This window comes from Oceanimonas marisflavi, assembly GCF_003049725.1.
Classification (GTDB): Bacteria; Pseudomonadota; Gammaproteobacteria; order Enterobacterales; family Aeromonadaceae; genus Oceanimonas; species Oceanimonas marisflavi.
The window spans coordinates 18,198-35,391 of sequence record NZ_QAGM01000017.1 but is presented as its reverse complement, the minus strand read 5'-3'; the positions used below and the strand labels follow the sequence as shown (position 1 = coordinate 35,391).

The window sequence follows — 17,194 nt, the reverse complement described above, 5'->3', positions numbered from 1 at the left end:
ATGCTGAACCGTATCACCCTGCCGGTGACGCCCTTTATGCAAAACTGCAGCCTGGTGTGGTGCTCTGCCACCAACAGGGCGGCGCTGATTGATCCGGGTGGCGAAACCGAACGCCTGCTGGCGGCCATAGCAGAGCGCGACCTCACCCTTGAGCGTATTATTCTGACCCACGGCCATCTGGATCACGTGGGCGCCACCGGCGAGCTAAAGGCCGGCACCGGCGTGCCGGTGGAAGGCCCCGGCGAGGAAGATGCCTACTGGATAGACGGCCTGCCCCGGCAGGTGCAGATGTTTGGCTTTGATCCTGTGCCGGGCTTTACTCCCGACCGCTGGCTCAACGCCGGCGACACCGTCACCGTGGGTGAAGAAGTACTGGACGTTTACCACTGCCCCGGCCATACCCCGGGCCATATGGTGCTGGTGCATCAGGGGCAACGGCTGGCCTTTGTGGGTGACGTGCTGTTTCACGGCGGTATCGGCCGCACCGACTTTCCCGGCGGCAACCACCAGCAGTTGCTGAGCAGCATCAAGGAAACCCTGCTGCCACTGGGTGACGACATCACCTTTGTGCCCGGCCACGGCCCGGAAAGCACCTTTGGCCATGAGCGGTTAACTAACCCGTTTTTGCGGTAGTTTCGACAATGGAGCGCGGGTCTTGTCCCCGAATGGGGGCAGCTTGCCCGCAAATGCATACGGACCCGAATGAGCCGTAGGTTGTGATGAGCGCAGCGAATCCCAACAGATACAGGCGCCGGTGGCATGTTGGAATTCGCCGAGGCTCATTCCAACCTACGTCTCAATCATCCCAATCGTCGTCGTCTTCGTCCTGCACCGGCTCTTGCACCACCACAACCGGTGCCAACGGGGCGATGGCGGCCAGCAGTTTGCGCCGGGGCTGCCAGTTGGCGACAAAGCCAAAACGGTAGCAGTCTTCACCCAGGGCAAAGCGCTCTTCCGCCTGGGTTTCCAGGGTCTGATGCACCTCATTCAGCTCCTGTTCGTTCAGTTGCAGATCCAGGGTAAAGGCGATAATGGCGCCGTCGTGGCCCGGCAACTTGCCCTTGTTGACCGCCCGCACCCGGTTTCTTGGCAGGCTCACCGCCTGTTTGCGGTTGCCGTTCACCAGATACAGCCGCTCGGCGTCGAACGCCAGGTTAATCAGCCGCTGCCGGCTCCAGCTGGCGGGCCACAGGCTCACCAGCAGCAGCACGCCGCCAAATACCAGCCCCACATAGTGCATCAGCTCAAAACCGTTTTGTGCATCGAGCAACGACCACACCACCGCCACCAGGCTGGCCAGCAGCACCGATACCTGAGTGGCGTAAAAACGAAAGGCAGGGGGCTGCAGCACATACTCAAGGGGCTGCTGTAATAACTGTTGCACGGTCAGGCGCTGCATGGTCATGATGGTATTCCGGACAGATCAAAAGCCGCTACCCTAGCAAAAAACCGCAACCCCATAAATAATGGAGTCATATGGCTAAAGGAGGCACGACATCATGTTAAGAGCGTTTTGCCTGCTGGCATTGCTGGCCTTCGCCTTGCCGCCCACAGCCCGGGCCGAGGCCATTGGCGGCTATGCCGCCGGCTGCCAGACCCATGCTCAGCCCCTGCCAGCGACCGGCACCGGCTTTAAACGGGTGCGCGCCGAAAAAAAGCGCTATTACGGTCAGCCGCAACTTATCGACTATCTGCAGACCCTGGGCCGAAAGGCGCAGCAGGCCGGCCTGCCGCCCATGCTGGTGGCCGACATCGCCAAAAAGCATGGCGGCCCCTTTGCCTATGGCCACCGCAGCCATCAGACCGGGCTGGACGCCGATATCTGGCTGCGCCCCGGAAACGGCCCGCTGCCGTCCCGCTCTAAAGACATGGTGAACCACAAGCTCTATATTCTTAACCGTCACTTCGGCGACGATCAGCGCCAGCTGATTGCCCTCGCCGCTCAGGACGAACGCGTCAGTCGCATTTTCGTGCACCCGCTGATCAAGCAGGCCATGTGCAAGACCTATGGTGATGCGCCCTGGCTTGGCCGGTTGCGACCCTGGTTTGGCCATTCCAGCCATTTTCATGTGCGCCTGCACTGCCCGCCCGGCTCCGGAAGCTGCGAGCCGCAGGCGGCCGTGCCCCCCGGCACCGGCTGCGGTAATGAGCTGGCCAGCTGGATCAACGACAAAAGCGGCGCACTCAAGGCCGGCCCACGCCAGCCCTGGCGACCCACTCTGCCCGCCGCCTGCACCCCCTTGCTTAACCTTCAGGAGCCGGACTCATGACACCAGACAAACCCTATGTGCTGGCCCTGGATCAGGGCACCACTTCTTCCCGCGCCATTCTGTTTGACAGCCAGGCCCGAGTGGTGGCCATGGCCCAGCGGGAATTTACCCAGCATTACCCTCAGGCCGGCTGGGTGGAGCACGACGCCACCGAGATCTGGGCCACCCAGCGCGCCACCCTCACCGAGGTGCTGGCCAAAAGCGGCGTTCGCCCCGGGCAGATCAGCGGCATTGGCATTACCAACCAGCGGGAAACCACGGTGGTATGGAACCGGCACACCGGCCAGCCCATTCACAATGCCATTGTATGGCAGTGCCGGCGCACCGCGCCCCTGTGCGAACAGCTGAAAGCCGCCGGCCTTGAAAACGAGATAAAAACCCGCACCGGCCTGGTGCCCGACGCCTATTTCTCGGGTACCAAACTTCGCTGGCTGCTGGATAACGTGCCCGGTGCCCGGCAGCAGGCCGAAGCCGGCGATCTGCTGTTTGGCACCATGGACACCTGGCTGGTGTGGAAGCTGACCGAAGGCCGGGTGCATGTGACCGACTACACCAATGCTTCTCGCACCCTGCTGTTCAATATCAACACCCTGGAATGGGATCCGCTGCTGCTGAAGGAGCTCAACATACCTCTCGCCATGCTGCCCGAGGTCAAGCCCTCCTGCGCCATCTATGGCCACACCCACCTGGGCGTGGAGGTGCCCATTGCCGGCATGGCCGGGGATCAGCAGGCGGCGCTGTTTGGCCAGCTTTGCTTTCACAAGGGCATGGTGAAAAACACCTACGGCACCGGCTGCTTTATGCTGATGAACACCGGCCATAAAAAGGTGGAATCACGTCATGGCCTGCTTACCACCCTGGCGGTGGGCGCCGACGGCGGAGTGAACTATGCGCTGGAAGGCTCGGTATTTATGGGCGGCGCCGTGATCCAGTGGCTGCGGGACGAGCTGGGGCTGATCGCCCGCTCCGCCGACAGCGAGGCCAGTGCCGGCGCGGTCAGCGACACCCATGGCGTCTATCTGGTGCCAGCCTTTACCGGCCTCGGTGCGCCCTACTGGGACCCTTACGCCCGGGGCACCCTGGTGGGACTGACCCGGGGCGCCAACCGCAACCACATTGTGCGCGCCGCGCTGGAAGCCATTGCCTTTCAGAGCCGGGAGCTGCTCGACGCCATGCAGCAGGATGCCGGCCTTCGGCTGGCGGCCCTCAAGGTGGACGGCGGTGCCGCCGCCAACAATTTTTTAATGCAGTTTCAGGCCGACATTACCCACAGCCGGGTGATACGACCGCAACTGCTGGAAACCACCGCTCTGGGAGCGGCTTTTCTGGCGGGGCTGGCTACCGGCCTGTGGCCAAACACCGACGAGCTGGCGCAGTGTGTGGCCGCCGACCGGGAATTTACGCCGCGCATGGACAGCCAGCAACGTGAACAACACTACCGGGGCTGGCAAAAAGCGGTAGCTCGCGCTCAGCACTGGGTGGACCCCTCATGACCGGGCCGGTGGATGTGCTGGTGATCGGCGGCGGCATCAATGGCGTGGGCATAGCCCTGGACGCCGCCGGCCGGGGCCTCAGCGTCACCCTGTGCGAAATGAACGACCTGGCTTCGGCCACCTCGTCGGCCAGCAGCAAGCTCATTCACGGCGGCCTGCGCTATCTTGAGCAGTTTGAGTTCCGGCTGGTGCGTGAGGCCCTGACCGAGCGGGAAATATTGCTGCAGACCGCCCCGCACATTATCTGGCCCCTGCACTTTCGCCTGCCCCACCAGCCGCACCTGAGGCCGGCCTGGATGATACGTCTGGGGCTGTGGCTGTATGACCACCTGGCCCGGCGAGACCGGTTGCCGGGCTCACGCACTCTGCGCTTGGATGAGCACAGCCCGCTGCAACCCCAGTTTCACCTGGCCTTTGAATATGCCGATGCCTGGGTGGACGATGCTCGCCTGGTGGTGTTGTGCGCCATGGCGGCCCGGGAGCGCGGCGCCACCATTTTGCCCCGTACCCGCTGCACCCGGGCCGGGCGGGAACGGGGCCTGTGGCGGGTGCAGCTGGAGCACAGCGATGGCCAGACGCAGACACTGTGGGCCAAAAGCCTGGTGAACGCTGCCGGCCCCTGGGCCAGCGACCTGTTTAGCACCGTATTGCCGGGCCCGCCGCCAGCCCGGCTCAGGCTGGTAAAAGGCAGCCATATGGTGGTGCCCCGGCTGCATAACGGGAATGAGGCCTATATTCTGCAGAATGAGGACAGCCGCATAGTGTTTGTGCTGCCCTATGAGCAGGACTACTCCCTGATTGGCACCACGGACGTGGATTATCAGGGCGATCCTGCCGGGGCCATCGCCAGCGATGGGGAAATCGACTATCTCTGTGCCGTGGTCAACGCCCACTTTCGCCGGCAGATAACCCCCGCCAATGTGATTTACCGCTATGCCGGCGTGCGGCCGCTGATGGCCGAAGGCGATGGCAAGGCCCAGACCGCCTCGCGGGACTACCAGTTGTTGCTGAATGCACACGATAAGCAGGCTCCGCTGTTATCGGTATTTGGCGGCAAGATCACCACTTTTCGCGCCTTGGCGGAAGACGCCGTCAACCGGCTGGGAAAGCATTTGCCCCAGGCCACCGGCCCCTGGACCACCAAGCTGGTGCTGCCCGGCGGCGACTTCGGTGAGCAGGCCACCCTTTCCGCCAGCCTGAGCAAAGCATACCCCTGGCTGCCCGAGACTATCGTGCAACGCTATGTGCGCAGCTACGGCACCCTGTGCCGGCGGTTTTTGCAAGGCTGTGACATCCTGAATGACATGGGCGAGCATTTTGGCGCCGGTTTGTATCAACGGGAGCTGGATTACCTGATGCAGGCAGAATGGGCCCGCACCGCCGACGATGTGCTGTGGCGGCGCAGCAAGCTGGGCCTGCGCCTTACCCCCGAGCAGCAGACAAGGCTGGAGAGATATATGAACGTGAGGCGTGAGGCGTGAGGCGTGAGGCGTGAGGCGAAGTATTGTCTCCCCCGCGAAGGCGGGGGTCCATACCGCCGGCAACGCCCACTGCCTGAACCCCCGCCTTCGCGGAGATGACCACTGGTTTTTGATTCAGCGAGCCATCGCCAGCAGCGCCTGCACCTCTTTCGCCGGCATGGGCCTGAAATAGTAATATCCCTGCACCGTAATGGGGCCGGAGCCTTGCAGCAGTGCCAGCTGCTCGGGCAGCTCCACCCCTTCCACCACCAGGCTCAGGGATAACTGCCGGGCCAGTTGCATAATGGTGCGCAGCAAAATAAGCGCGCGCTCGCTCTCACAGGCTTCCACCATAAAACTGCGGTCAATCTTGAGCTCATCCAGCGGAAAACGATGCAGGCACGACAGCGCCGAATAGCCGGTGCCAAAATCATCCAGCGATAACCTGAATCCCTGCTGACGAAGCCGGTGCAGCATGCTGACTCCCACACCGGTCTGCTCGATCATGGTGGATTCTGTCACTTCCAGCTTGAATCGCTCCGGGCCAAGCCCGAAACGGGCCACAGTATCGGTGAGCCAGTCACAGAAGTCTGCCTGGCTGAACTGCTGGGCACACAGATTGACCGACATCAGCGGAACCACGAGCCCCTGCCGTTGCCAGCCTGCTATCTGGGCACATACCTGCTCAATCACCCACCGGTCCAGACGCACCGACAAACCACTTTGCTCGGCCACCGGAATAAACTCCGCCGGCGACAAGACACCAAGGCGAGGATGATTCCAGCGCAGCAGGGCTTCAAGCCCCACAATGCGCTCATCGGCAGAGCAGACCTGGGGCTGATAGTGCAGGCTTATTCCCCCGGCATTCTCCGCACTCAGCATATGACTGAGACTGTGTTCAATCAGCAACTCGCGGTGATGCAGCTCGTGACGGTGCTGATCCACAAACTGATAGCGGTTGCGCCCCGCCCGTCTGGCCATGGCGTGGGCATATTCCGCCGCCTGAAGCAGATGCTCAGACTCGCGTGCATCTCTGGGATATACGGCAATGCCAATGCTGGGCTGCATGCAGACGATGTTGTTGTCTGCCAGCACCATGGGCCGGGACAGCAAATTCAGCAGTTTGTCGGCCAGCTGTGCCATTACCGTGTCTTTCACCTTGCTGTGACGCAACACGGCGAACATGTCGGCCTGCAGCCGCACCAGGGTATCGGCTTCGTCCACCGCCGCCTGCAAAATCCGCGCCTGCTGACGAAGCACGTCGTCTCCCCAGATCATCCCCAGCTCCTCATTCACCGCCTTGAAGCGGCCGAGATCGACGATCATCAGCCCGACCCGGATTCGGTTGCGCTGAGCCTCGGCCAGTGCCTGCTCCAGCCGGCTGGTCAGCAGCTGTCGGTTACCCAGCTGCGTAAGGGGATCCCTGAAGGTAAAGAACGAGTGTTCCTGCTCGTGCGTTTGCTGTCCGCTGAGATCATGGCCCATGGCCACGCGGTGAGTGACTTCGCCCCGTGAATTGGTCAGGGTATTGATACTGAGCCACTGCGGATACACTTCACCGGACTTGCGCCGGTTCCACACCTGGCCGCTCCAGCTGCCGGTAAGCAACAGTTGCTGCCACATGCGCCGGTAAAAGTCGGGCTCATGCCGGGTCGACTGCATCAGCCGCGGGGTTTTGCCCAGCACCTCGTCGGCACGGTAGCCGGTAATGCGGGTAAAGGCCGGATTCACCCGCTCTATCACACCATCGGCATTGGTGACCATGATCGACTCGAACGCGTTGTCGAACACATGCTGCAGCAGCTGCCGCTTGGTTCTGAGACGCTCCGGGCTCAGGGCATCCAGCCCGAAAGACAGCGGCGGGTTGTGATTATCCTCGTGCACGTCAGGTATCCTTACCATTTAATTATAAGTGCTCATACACAAATGATACCCAATCGAGACCCACTTTGAACACATAATAATCATCTTTTTTATATACCGGCCAGAGGCTTCGCTAGCGCGTCACCTCCCGCCGGTTAAAGGTGCGATCATTGGCCCGCAGCCTGAGGTTGTTCAGAATATCCAGAATGGCGGTGGGATTGGCCAATTCGCCGTATTCTTCCGGGCTCTCGGGTCTTAACCAGTCGGGCAGCCCGACAAGTTCAACTTCGGTTCCTTGAAGTTCGTTACCGAAGGCCTGAACCGCGATAACTTTGTCACTCTCACCAATACTCAACCAGTCTTCGGGTACTTCTTCCGAATCAGCGTATTCTTTATCCAGCTGAAAGCCGACCGTTGCGCCCGCAAGACTGTAATTCGTGCTTTCGTCCTCAACGATCTGCTCCAGAGAGTCGCCGTAGTAATTAAGATGGGTCAGCATGGTTCCCTCTTCCCCGGTCTTGACCTCGGTATCTTCCAGGGTGATAAAGCCAAAGCGCAGCTGTCCTTCTGCCACTGTAGTGCTTCCCTCTCCCTTGGGTGGAGCGACTGAGTCGCCTTCGTCCATCAATATCTCGGCATCCAGATAAAGAAGCTGGTCGACAGGCCTGATGATTTTATGTGCATGCTCACCCACCTTGTCAAAAACCAGTGTTGAGCCTTCAGGAAGCCACACTTTGTGTATGCCCGGTTCATTATCAATATCTACCGATGGTCCCTGCTCAGACGGAAGTGTGAGTGTATAACCATCGTCGCTATAAAAACTCAGTGCCCCCGGCTCTTTCAGCCCATTGGCAAACTCACCACTATAACCGGGTAATGAACACATCTCATCACTCTGGCCTGCAGCACAGCCTTTAACCATAAAGTAAGGCAACTCGCTGAACCCGGTTGCTTTTCCTCGATAAGCAAAGCCACCCTCCAGCTCTCCCGGCATACCAGTGATCAACAGCCGGTCGGGTACGGTGCGGCCAATAATGGTGCTGCTGGCTTTCGTGGTTTTATCGCCACAGTCCTTAAAAAAAGCCGCACAGTGTTCTGCGACAGAAGCCTCTACTGTAGCTACAGCATCAAAACCGATGAGACTTGCTTCACTCCATGATTTATCATTTACCTTTACAGGGTTTTCATCAGGAATATCAAAAGTGTACTCTTCTATCGCTTCACCTTTTCCACTTCCCTCCTTATTGCTTCCATAACCAATAAAGCCGATCGATACTGTCCTTTCCTCTCCTGCTTTAGCTAGAACCGGACACCCTGCATGTTTGGAGTAAGAGAAATTTTCAGAAGGACCGGGGCAGCCTGCAGGCAGTTTAGCTTCAACCACATAAGGGACAAACATCAATTCAAGAGAGTATTCAGCCTCCGGCTTTTTGTTATTACTATTACCACTATAAGCTTTTATGAAAAGTGTAACAACCTCAGCCTTGTTATAATTCACGGCAAGAGGGAGTGTATCCCCGGGTTTTAACTTCTGACCATCTTCCTTTATCAAGTCTCCATCAGCCGTTACTCTTTCAATGCTATAAGACAAGTCAGAATTACTGCCTGACAGATTAGTTGTATCAATAACAATACGCTCATAGACATAGGCGACCAAAGAGGAAGATGCTGGTTCAGTATCAGGACAAATTTTACAATCAGATGCCTCTACACCGTCATTAAAGCAACGCAAGGCCGGCTTCCCTTCAGGCCAAGGTGATGTACCACCATTGCCTTTATCTTCGTTTTTAATTGCAAATGCCAGGCACCTTTCAGGCGGTGCAACTGGCTCACTATACACCTCACTTCCATTGAAAATATTATTAAAATTATAATTATCTGTATTGTGAGCAAGTGTATCCTGTGCATGTAATTTTGCACTTCCCGTAAAAATCCGGCTGCAGTCATTGTTTTGACAGGCGATGGCGGTCAGTTTTTCCAAGGCTGATTCGTACACTAATCTGTAATGATCAACATTCACTGAGTAAGCTGGATCAATTTTTTTGTAGTTAATGACTGAACTGCCCTGCATATCAAGATCGACAACGTTTACAGCCCCATCAATGCGTGCAGAGCCTTGCATGTCAAGCTCACCCCGAGCGTATATATGAGCATGAGCTTGTGACGAGCCCTGCATATTTACAGCATCACCGTCATCACCATAGACAAAAACAAGAAGTTTCGAAAGCTCAGTACCCAGCAGAGCACTCCCCTGCATCTTTAAATAATTTTTAAGATGCAAGTAATTTTGCTTGTCACCGCTGAAGAATACCTTTGCACTGTCCTGCAAGTTAATATAATCAAACCAATACTCATCTGAAGCCAAATGAAGCTCAGAACTTCCCTGCAGCTTAAGTGATTTGGCTCTTACCTTACCGTATACCTTGGCGCTCCCCTGAATATCAAGGTCGTCATGGGTATATACATCACCATAAAGCGTTAAATTATTGCCAAAATAAATATCTTTGCCATAATCAAAGACATTTACTCGACTGTCTTCACCACCCAGCGAACCTATCTCGATGTCGGTATCATCTTTAATATGAAAGTTTATATCACCTGGTTCAGGTTGGTTTATTTTCGAACTCCCGGATATATCAATTTCTTTCAACCAGTAATTTCCTGGATAAACCACCAGCTCAGAGCTTCCTTGCATTTTTATCGAGCCAGCCTGAACTAACCCGGCAATCTTGCTACTGCCAGTCATATTTAGCTTAGCTACAGTCGAAAAGGTCCCATTAAGAACCACACCACTTGAAAAGTCAGCACTCTCGCTGCCGTAATGATATATATTTATCGGAGACTCTTCCGAGCCTAAAGCAGCTCTGGTTTTTAAATCAAGATTACCCTTAACATAAATGTTAACTGCACCTTTTGATGCTGCTTCTATCTTACCATCACCTTCAACCTTGAGTTCGTTTATCCAGTAGTTTTTCCCAGGTGCTAGGTAAAGTACTCCACTACCTTTTATTTCAAGTTTATCTTTTATAAAAACATCTGAGTCAGTTTCTGATATGGTTATGGCACACTTGTTCTTAACTTTAAGTTTTGTGTAAACATCAGCCGTTAAAATAGTATTCTGGCTCTCATTCCAGTCACACTCCAACTCATTGCCACCAGAAGGAAATGGCTTAAACTCGGGTAAAGCTGCGTGTCCAGAAGTCCAGACCTCATTCCACACCCAACCTTCATTCCAGCTCAAGTTATAAGATGGAGAGGTTTTGAAACTGAGTGAGCAGTCAGCTCCATCACATGTCCCCTTCAAATCATCCTTTATTTTAAAGTTAACTTTCCCCTGATTGGTTCCATATATTTTAGTTCCCCCCTTCATTTCTATTTTGCCATCATTACTATGACTTTGAGCGGCATAACAAAAAAGATCTTCGATGGAATCTGTGGTGCCGGTTGAATTACAGCCGTTGCCGTTGCCGTTGCCGTTGCCGTTGCCGTTGCCGTTGCCGTTGCCAGCATAAGTCTGAAAAGATAAAGACAGTAAGGCTATAAATGACAAGATTATTATTTTTTTCATTCAATTACCTCAACTTCAATATTGCGGATCACGGTCAGACCGCTGCCAGTACAGGTACCGGTGGCAATAACGTTAACCTGGGTCACGCCGGCTTCCTTATTACTGGTGGGAACAATGGCATTTGCATCGCAGCCGTTTACATTATTTTCAACCGCCTCTCTGGCATCAATATCGCTTAATAATGCAAACACCTTCTGTTCCAGTACCGCTTCTGCGGCGAGACGGGCTTTCAGGGCCTGAACCTCATATACCAGCTGGCGGCTGCTTTGCCCCGACAGGATGACCATGGCGGCCATCAGTGCAGACAGGATCAGCATGATAAAAATCACGCTGAGCAGCATGCTGCCGGTTTGAATATGTTTACGGCGCATAGGTCACCTGCAATTGCCCGGGCAGCACCAGCTCGCCGTCCCGGGTGTCTAACACAAACTCCATGGTCAGCAATTGGGTTGCGTGGTCATAATTTAAAAACACCTGATCATCCGCCAGCCCGGTCAACATCAATACCTTGTCGCTCCAGCCACTGCCGGAGTTAACCTGGCGATAAAGGCTGCCGTTCTCGGTACAAAAACGTACCTGTTCATCCTTTATCAGGGTATAGCGCCGGCGGTTGCCGTTACCGAGGCCATTGTGGCGAAAACCGGTCGCATCGCTTCCCAGCGCCTGTTCAAACGTCAGGCTGGCAGGAGCTTCGGTTTGATCCAGCAGTTTTTGAACATCAGCAGAGAGACTGGAGGGGTAGTGTTGCCATGCGGCTTCGCCGCTGTCGGCGCGAATGGCCATATTGGCATTTTTAATCTCTGCGCCCTGCAGGCTAAGCGGCACCATAAAAATGGCCTTTCTTGCCTTTGCCGAACGCCGGTAGGTGCCGGCCGCCAGTGCAGGTACAAAAGACAGGCAGCGGTTGCTGTCACTGATATACACGCTGGGGCCATAGGCCACTGCCAGCTCACGGCGCAGGCGTTCCAGGGAGAAACGGGCGCCGGCCAAGGCCTGAGCGCGGTCGGCGGTGCCCATATAGCTGTCGGCCATTTGAGCAATAAAGCGGCTGCCAAAGGCGACGCTGATGCCAATCAGCACCATCACAATCACCAGCTCCAGCAAGGTAAAGCCACGGGCCTTCATAGAATGTTATACCTGTGCAGGGTGAAGGAAAGATCACTGCCATTTTGATCCGAAATGGTGATGATGACCTGTTTTAAATAGGTTCCTTTTTCGTGTTCTATGCAGGTTTGCACTGTGTAGCGGACATACAGTCCGGTGCGGCTCAGCCCCAGTTGCTGTGCAAGCTCATCACCGGCAATGGCCTTGTCTTCACCACACCAGAGGCGAAAGTCATCCACGTGCTCAAACTGGCTCAGGTATGCACTGCGGGCCGTGGCTTCGTTCTTGCAATGATTTCCCTTGTTAGGTTCCTTGCCAGATTCCTTTTCCTTGTTCGCATCCTTGTTCACACAGCGCTGCTGCTTGTCGGGTTTGTTATTATCATCGTACTTGACCGCCAGTACCTGTTCGGCCAGGGCTTCGCCCAGGGTGACGGCACGAAACTGAAATACCGGATCCAGCTGACGGGGCTGGCTTAAAAAAAACAGCCCCACCCCCACCAGCACAATCGCCAGTATTGCCAGCCCTATTACGTATTCCAGCAGGCTGAGGCCGGTGTTACGGCGCAACATGGACATAGCCCTCGGGTTCTATCAGCACGGTATGACCGCCAAGCGTAATTTGCAGGGTATTGGTCAGGCGGGCACCATTAACATAGGGCCTGCCCAGCCGGCTGTCTTTGCTGAGGTAATCGGGATCGGCCGCCACTTCACCGAACTGCAGGGTAAAGGGTGGCGTTTCATTGGAAGTCACCGACAGTTTTGCACCCAGCCAAAGATTGGGATCCGGGCTGGTCAGGTTGGTAAGCAGGGTGGGGTTATTACAGCCCGCCGACAGTGATACACCTTCGCTGGTAACGGCCACCACACCACAGCGATCGGTGTCGGAACCGGCGCGCAGCGCTTGTGGGTCGTTCATGGCCCTGAGCTGGGCCAGGCGCAACAGCCCCGCCAGATTGCGGGCCTGCAGCGTATCATTAAAGTCGCTGCCCACCGGCAGACGCGGTATAACCACCGCCGCCAGTATGCTCACCAGCACCAGCGCCGCCAGCAGTTCAACCAGAGTAAAGCCGTTTTGCCTGGCCATAAGATCAGGAGTTAAAAAAGGCGGCCTAAGCCGCCTTTTAACAAGCTCCGGTGTTAGCAACCGGATTTAACAATGGTTATCTCGGGACGGCTTTGAGCGTCCGCTGCATCGTTATATTCAACATAGCAATTAGCAACGTTCTTACGTTCTTGAGGGCGGATGACTACTTTAGTATCGGTAGTGTCATCATAAATGTACTCGGCCGTATCACCCGCAGATGATGCACTGATATCCAGCAACGCGATAATGCCATCACCATCGGCTTCAGGGTAGCCATACACAAATGTAGCACCACTGATCCCAGTCGATATACCTGTAGCTGACGATGCTGAGTCAATACCATCCAGAATCGCTTTGGTATTGGCCAGAGTCGCTGCCGACTCCATGGAGTTTTTCAGCCCATCCAAGTTAGCACCATATGCATCCCCCTGCAGGTTCAGAAACCGCGGCGCAGCCACCGCACCCAGAATGCCCAGGATCACGATCACAATAACCAGCTCAATCAGGGTAAAACCCGCTGTTTTTCTCATAATTGTTCCTTGTCTTTCCACTGCCACTTTGTTGCAAAAAAGTTAATGATTTTGCTCAAAAAATTCTCAAAACACCGGTCAATATCCTACCGTTCAAAAACGCTGCAATCCACCCCTTTTGGTACAAAAACCGGCCATCCACACAAATATTGTGGTTAAACCGGCTCAGCCACCTTTCGCCAGGTTCACCATGTCCCACATGGGGGTGAAAATGCCCAGCGCCAGCACCAGTACCATGGCGGAAATGGCGGTGATCAGAATGGGCTCTATGCGGGAAGAGAGGTTGGCAATGTCATAGTCCACCTCTTCCTCGTAGAAGCGCCCCGCCTCCATCACCATTTCATCCACCCGGCCGGTTTCTTCACCCACCCGGAACATCTGCAAAATCAGCGGGGTGAAGACGCGGCTGTTGCCGGCCACCGCCGACAGGCTGTCGCCCGACGCCAGCCCTTCGCTCATGCCGTGAATGGCCTGAGTCAGAAAGGCATTATCGGTGGCGCTGCCGGCCAGTTGCAGCACCCGGGTAATGGGCACACCGGCGGAGAGCATCATGGCAAAGCTGCGGCAAAACCGCGCCAGCAAAATGCGCTTTATCAGCGGCCCCACAATGGGAATGCGCAGCAGGGTTTTATGCCAGCGCAGCCTGCCGCCCGGGGTGCGTACATACCACATAAAACCGCCGGCAAGGGCCGCCACTCCGGCCAGCAGCAGCCCCAGGTAATGGGTAAAGAAATAAGAGCTGCCAATTAACAAACGGGTGGCCAGGGGCAACTCCGTACCCAGACGGGCAAAAATGCCACTGAACGCCGGGATCACATAAATGTTAATAACGGCCATGGCCGCCACCATGGCCATGCTCACAAACAGGGGATAGCGAATGGCGGCCTTGATGCGCCGGCGGGTATCCAGCTCCAGCTGGTAGTAATGGGCCAGCTGTAAAAACGCCTGCTCCAGCTGACCGGTGCTCTCGCCCACTTCCACCAGCGACACAAACAGGTTGTTGAACAGGTGCGGATGGGCCGCCAGGGCATTGGCCAGGGTCTGGCCTTCGTTCAGGGCCTGAGCAACCTCGTCGAGGGCGACTCTCAATACCCGCACATCCGTGGTGTCGCGCAGCCCTTCCACAATGCGCAGAATGGGAATGCCGGCCCGGGTCAGCGAGGCCAGCTGGCGGCTTAAAATCAGCAGCGCCTCGGGCTTGATGCCCCCTTTCAGGAACTGGCGCAACGCCAGCCAGGTTTTGGTGCCGGAGCGGGTTTCCTTCATTTCCACCGGGATCAGCCCGGACTGGGCCAGGCTGGCGGCAAGGGCCCGGGGGGAAGCGGCTTCCATGCGCCCTTCACTGAGCTGGCCCTGACGATCCCGGGCCTTGTAGTGATAAAACGCCATCAGTCCACCCACTCGGACAGACGCAGCACTTCCGACACCGCAATATTACCCTGCAATGCCTGCTCCAGCGCCGCCTCAGCCAGGGTAATAAAGCCCGACTGCTGAGCCACTTCCGCCTCAAAGGCTTCAATGTTCTGGTGGCGCAGCGCATCGGCCATGGCCTGGTTCACCTCCAGCCATTCAAACACCCCCACACGGCCCTTGCAGCCGCTGTGATTGCAGCTGGCGCAGCCTTCTCCGCGGTAAAACTGTCCCTGCTCCGCGTCCGGGTTCAGGTGCATCAAAAACTGGCGCTCGCTCTCGTCGGGCTGGTGCGGCACCTTGCAGTATTCACAGATTTTGCGCACCAGGCGCTGGGCCAGCACCGCCTTCAGGGTACTCGCCACCAGATAGCCGGGCACCCCCATGTCCATCAGGCGCACCGCCGAGCTGGGGGCATCATTGGTGTGCAGGGTGGACAACACCAGGTGGCCGGTAAGGGCGCCGCGCATGGCAATTTCGGCGGTTTCCTGATCACGCATTTCCCCTATCAGCAGCACGTCCGGATCCTGGCGCAGGCTGGTGCGCAAAATGCGGGCAAAGGTGAGCCCTACCTTGCTGTTCACCTGCACCTGATTCACTCTGGGCAGCCGGTATTCCACCGGATCTTCGGCGGTAATGATCTTCCGCTCCGGCGTGTTCAGTTCGGAAAGCGCACCATAGAGGGTGGTGGTTTTACCACTGCCGGTGGGGCCGGTGACCAGAATAATGCCATTGGGACTGGCCAGTTTGCGGCGAAACGAGGCCAGCAGCGCAGCCGGCATGCCGGCCTGCTCCAGAGAGCGGGCGCCGCCGGACTGATCCAGCAGCCGCAGCACCACCGCTTCGCCATACTGCACCGGCATGGTGGCCATACGCACATCCACCGGGTTGTTCTTGATGGTGAGCTCAAAGCGGCCGTCCTGGGGCAGCCGGCGCTCGGAAATATCCAGCCCGGCCATCAGCTTGAGCCGCGACACCAGCGCCGGTGCAATGGCCACTTCCTTCAGCTCGGTTTCCTGCAACAGGCCGTCTACCCGCATGCGCAGCCGGATCACCTTGTGATCGGGCTCAATATGAATATCGGAGGCCCCCACCTGCAGGGCGTCTTCAAACAGGGAGTTCAGCAGCCGGGCCACGGTGGCGTCATTGTCTTCCAGGCCGGCGGTTTCAATCACACTGCGGCTGGTGCCATGCTCTTCATGCAGCTGACCGGCCAGGCTGGCAATGGCATCGGTGCGCCGGTAGAGCTGATCATACAGGGCCAGCATCTGGCTGTGGGGAGCCACCGCCAGATGGACCTCGCGGGGGGCCAGCAGATTGCCAATGGCGTCCTGAGTGTCGAGGTCGGCGGGATCGGCCAGCACCACCCTGGCCTGAACATCGTCGGCATCGATCACCAGCGCCCGGTAGCGACGGGCATACACTTCCGACAACACTTTAACCGCCTCGGGCTTAATCTCGGTTTTGTTGAGATCCAGCAGCGGAATATCCAGCTGCTCGGCCACAAAGCCGAGCAGCTCGCGCTCGGACAGTATGCCCATCTGCACCAGCACGGCCCCCATGCGGCCGCCTTCCTGACGCTGTTTTTGCAGCACCACGTCAAGCTGGGCCGGCGTGATCACGCCGTGGTCAATCAGCAGCTCGCCAAGGCGCTTAGTGAGTTTGCGTTGTACCATGTTGCTCCAGTTGCTGCTCCACAAATTGCAGGGAGGCCACGCCCAGATCCACGCTGGCCCGGGCCTGTTCAAAAGCGGCGGTAAAATCCCGCCCCAGGCTGCGCTGGCACAGCCCCAGCCCCAGCCACCAGGGGCCACTGTCCTGCTGTGCCAGCAACCGGTGATAAAGGGGAATGGCCGCCTCACACTGGCCGCTGCGCCGGCCGGCTTCGGCCATAAGGGCGTAGTAATCCAGATGCGCGGCCAGTTCGGGATCGGCGCCATTCAGCACCTTCCAGGCGGCGGCAAAGCGGTGTTCGGCCACCAGAATACGCGCCAGGGTCAGGCGCAGCGCCGGCTGTTGCGGAAACAGCGCCAGCCCCTGTTGCAGCTGGGCCCTGGCATCGTTCAGGGCACCGCGGCCATAGAGCAGGGAGGCCAGTTTCAGCCGCAATCGGTGGGCGCCCGGATAACCGGCCAGCGCCTGCAGCAGATGCTGCTCGGCACCGGCCCAGTTGCCGGCGGCCAGGGCCAGCTCGGCGGCCTTCTCACTTTCCGCCAGTTGCTCCTGGCGGCTGGTCGTTATCTCATGAATACTCAGCTCACTGGCTACAATGCTCAGCTCGCTGGCCGCCGGCGGCGTGGCCATCAGCTCGGCCCAGACCGGATCCTGCCAGTCGGGCTGATCGGCATCCTGAGCCTGAGCAAACGGCATTGCCAGCAGCAGGCCGGCGGCCAGACTCCACAATTTCATG

General features: G+C 57.3%; 15 protein-coding genes. 4 read left to right on the top strand and 11 right to left on the bottom strand.

All coding sequences use genetic code 11. The annotated features are described in order from the left end of the window. Complete coding sequence (locus DA373_RS11370; RefSeq protein WP_107852433.1) at positions 1-633, top strand: MBL fold metallo-hydrolase; 633 nt, start codon at positions 1-3, stop codon at positions 631-633. Between the two features lie 163 nt (positions 634-796). Here DA373_RS11370 and DA373_RS11365 read toward each other — a convergent pair whose 3' ends face one another. Then, positions 797-1,405, bottom strand: a complete 609-nt coding sequence (locus tag DA373_RS11365; RefSeq protein ID WP_107852432.1) for a hypothetical protein — start codon at positions 1,403-1,405, stop codon at positions 797-799. A gap of 94 nt (positions 1,406-1,499) precedes the next feature. Between DA373_RS11365 and DA373_RS11360 the strand changes: the two genes are divergently transcribed. Genes DA373_RS11360 through glpD form a run of 3 tightly spaced genes read left to right on the top strand, consistent with a single transcriptional unit; the run spans position 1,500 to position 5,244 of the window. Continuing rightward, the gene (locus DA373_RS11360) at positions 1,500-2,270 is read left to right on the top strand and encodes a penicillin-insensitive murein endopeptidase (RefSeq protein ID WP_107852431.1); all 771 of its coding nucleotides are present in this window, start codon (positions 1,500-1,502) and stop codon (positions 2,268-2,270) included. Then, entirely contained in the window at positions 2,267-3,763 is a 1,497-nt protein-coding gene (gene glpK / locus DA373_RS11355) for a glycerol kinase GlpK (RefSeq protein WP_107852430.1), read from the top strand. Before DA373_RS11360 ends, glpK begins: the two co-directional genes overlap by 4 nt. Then, the gene (gene glpD, locus DA373_RS11350) at positions 3,760-5,244 is read left to right on the top strand and encodes a glycerol-3-phosphate dehydrogenase (protein ID WP_107852429.1); all 1,485 of its coding nucleotides are present in this window, start codon (positions 3,760-3,762) and stop codon (positions 5,242-5,244) included. The genes glpK and glpD overlap by 4 nt, the downstream gene beginning before the upstream one ends. 114 nt (positions 5,245-5,358) lie before the next feature. On the opposite strand, the gene DA373_RS11345 is transcribed toward glpD, so the two are convergent. The 10 genes from DA373_RS11345 to DA373_RS11300 all read right to left on the bottom strand — a co-directional run bounded on the left by DA373_RS11345 (position 5,359) and on the right by DA373_RS11300 (position 17,193). Beyond that, entirely contained in the window at positions 5,359-7,107 is a 1,749-nt protein-coding gene (locus tag DA373_RS11345) for a putative bifunctional diguanylate cyclase/phosphodiesterase (protein ID WP_232821266.1), read from the bottom strand. A gap of 112 nt (positions 7,108-7,219) precedes the next feature. After that, on the bottom strand, positions 7,220-10,654 hold the full coding sequence (locus DA373_RS11340; RefSeq protein ID WP_157953706.1) for a hypothetical protein: 3,435 nt from the start codon (positions 10,652-10,654) through the stop codon (positions 7,220-7,222). Beyond that, complete coding sequence (locus DA373_RS11335) at positions 10,651-10,971, bottom strand: hypothetical protein (RefSeq protein WP_232821265.1); 321 nt, start codon at positions 10,969-10,971, stop codon at positions 10,651-10,653. The genes DA373_RS11340 and DA373_RS11335 overlap by 4 nt, the downstream gene beginning before the upstream one ends. A 43-nt stretch (positions 10,972-11,014) precedes the next feature. Beyond that, positions 11,015-11,779: a type II secretion system protein gene (locus DA373_RS11330; RefSeq protein ID WP_107852426.1), complete on the bottom strand. Its 765-nt coding sequence runs from the start codon at positions 11,777-11,779 to the stop codon at positions 11,015-11,017. Next, positions 11,776-12,330 (bottom strand): type IV pilus modification PilV family protein, encoded by a 555-nt coding sequence (locus tag DA373_RS11325; RefSeq protein WP_107852470.1) that lies wholly within the window; start codon positions 12,328-12,330, stop codon positions 11,776-11,778. Before DA373_RS11325 ends, DA373_RS11330 begins: the two co-directional genes overlap by 4 nt. Next, positions 12,317-12,844, bottom strand: coding sequence for a prepilin-type N-terminal cleavage/methylation domain-containing protein (locus DA373_RS11320; protein ID WP_107852425.1), 528 nt, complete (start codon positions 12,842-12,844; stop codon positions 12,317-12,319). The genes DA373_RS11325 and DA373_RS11320 overlap by 14 nt, the downstream gene beginning before the upstream one ends. 53 nt (positions 12,845-12,897) lie before the next feature. After that, positions 12,898-13,374, bottom strand: a complete 477-nt coding sequence (locus DA373_RS16570) for a pilus assembly FimT family protein (protein WP_107852424.1) — start codon at positions 13,372-13,374, stop codon at positions 12,898-12,900. Positions 13,375-13,539: 165 nt separating this feature from the next. Further along, a complete protein-coding gene (locus tag DA373_RS11310) occupies positions 13,540-14,763 on the bottom strand; it encodes a type II secretion system F family protein (protein WP_107852423.1) in 1,224 nt (407 codons plus the stop codon). Then, on the bottom strand, positions 14,763-16,460 hold the full coding sequence (locus DA373_RS11305; RefSeq protein ID WP_107852422.1) for a GspE/PulE family protein: 1,698 nt from the start codon (positions 16,458-16,460) through the stop codon (positions 14,763-14,765). Before DA373_RS11305 ends, DA373_RS11310 begins: the two co-directional genes overlap by 1 nt. Then, the gene (locus DA373_RS11300; RefSeq protein ID WP_107852421.1) at positions 16,438-17,193 is read right to left on the bottom strand and encodes a tetratricopeptide repeat protein; all 756 of its coding nucleotides are present in this window, start codon (positions 17,191-17,193) and stop codon (positions 16,438-16,440) included. The genes DA373_RS11305 and DA373_RS11300 overlap by 23 nt, the downstream gene beginning before the upstream one ends. Position 17,194 lies beyond the last annotated feature (1 nt).